This window comes from Mesorhizobium sp. M7A.F.Ca.US.006.04.2.1 (assembly GCF_004022915.1).
Lineage (GTDB): Bacteria > Pseudomonadota > Alphaproteobacteria > Rhizobiales > Rhizobiaceae > Mesorhizobium > Mesorhizobium ciceri.
On sequence record NZ_RZQA01001166.1, the window covers coordinates 1 to 1492 of the forward strand.

The window sequence follows — 1492 nt, forward strand, 5'->3', positions numbered from 1 at the left end:
GTCTCGAGACCCTCGGCCGGGATGCGGACGCTGGCCAGTTTGCCGAAGCCGGTGTTGATGCCATAGACCGGCTCGCCCTTGGCGACTATCCTAGCGACGGCCTCGGCGCTCGCCTTGATTTTCGGCCGGCAGGCATCGTCCAGCTTGGGCACGGCGCCACGATAGATGGCGCGCCAGTCGGCCAGCGTCGCATTGCCGGGCTTCAGGGTCAGTTCGGTCATTGTCCTCTCCAGATGCGGGCATGCAGCGGGTTGAAGCCCATGCGATAGACGAGTTCGGCGGGGCGCTCGATGTTCCAGATCGCCAGGTCGGCGGATTTTCCGGCTTCCAGCGTGCCGGTTTCTCCCAGCAAACCAAGCGCGCGGGCCGCCTCCCGGGTGACGCCGGCAATGCATTCATCGACGGTCAGGCCGAACAGGGTCGCGGCCATGTTCATCGTCAGAAGCAGTGAGGTCAGCGGCGAAGTGCCGGGATTGTTGTCGGTGGCGACAGCCATCTTGACGCCGTGCTGGCGAAACAAGCCGATCGGCGGCTTCTTGGTTTCGCGAATGAAATAGTAGGCGCCGGGCAGGATCGTCGCCACGGTTCCGGCCTTGGCCATCGCCGCTGCACCTGCCTCATCGGTGTATTCGAGATGGTCGGCCGACAGCGCACCGTAACGGGCGGCGAGTTCGGCGCCATGCAAATTGGACAGTTGGTCGGCATGAAGCTTGACCGGCAGGCCGGCCGCCTTTGCAGCATCGAAGACGCGCGCCATCTGTTCCGGCGAAAAGGCGATGCCCTCGCAGAAACCGTCGACGGCATCGGCCAGCCCCTCGGCGGCAACCGCCGGGAGAATTTCCTTGGCGACCAGATCGATAAAGGCGTCCTTGTCACCCTTGGCTTCCGGCGGCAGCGCGTGGGCGCCGAGGAAGGTCGTGCGGATCGTCACCGGCCGCTGGTTGCCCAGCCGCCGTGCGGCACGCAGCGACTTCTTCTCGTTTTCGAGGTCCAGGCCGTAGCCTGATTTTACCTCCACGGTGGTTACGCCCTCGGCGATCAGCGCATCGAGGCGTGGCAGTGATTGGGTGACCAGTTCGCTCTCGCTGGCGGCGCGCAGCGACTTGACCGAGGAGACTATGCCGCCACCAGCCCGGGCGACCTCTTCATAAGTGGCGCCGGCCAGCCGCATCTCGAATTCGTTGGCGCGGTTGCCGGCATGGACCAGATGGGTGTGGCAGTCGATCAGGCCGGGTGTGATCCAGCGGCCCTCGCAATCAACCGTCTCGGCGCCCTGGGCCAGTGTCGGGGGCAGCTCCGACTCGGGGCCGGCATAAACAATGCGGCCGTCACGCGCAGCGACCGCGCCATGTTCGACGACGCCAAGTCCGGCAGACCCGTCGGCCATTGTCGTCAGCCGCGCATTGCGCCACAGACGAAGATCCCCTGCCCGGCTTTTGCTCTTTGCAGCCATCATCTTTTCCGTTTCAATCGATGACGATTATGTATATAC

Annotated in this window: 2 protein-coding genes; both read right to left on the minus strand. The window is 64.5% G+C overall.

What is annotated here, in order from left to right; all coding sequences use genetic code 11:
• The coding region (locus EN925_RS35440; protein WP_164894646.1) for an aromatic amino acid lyase at positions 1 to 221 on the minus strand (221 nt) is incomplete at its 3' end.
• Positions 218 to 1453, minus strand: coding sequence for an imidazolonepropionase (gene hutI, locus EN925_RS35445; protein ID WP_127368742.1), 1236 nt, complete (start codon positions 1451 to 1453; stop codon positions 218 to 220). The genes EN925_RS35440 and hutI, both read right to left, overlap by 4 nt.
• Positions 1454 to 1492 lie beyond the last annotated feature (39 nt).

Coding starts and splice junctions, on each gene's coding strand:
- hutI (WP_127368742.1), bottom strand. CDS start 1,453: ATGGCTGCAAAGAGCAAAAGCCGGGCAGGGGATCTTCGTCTGTGGCGC.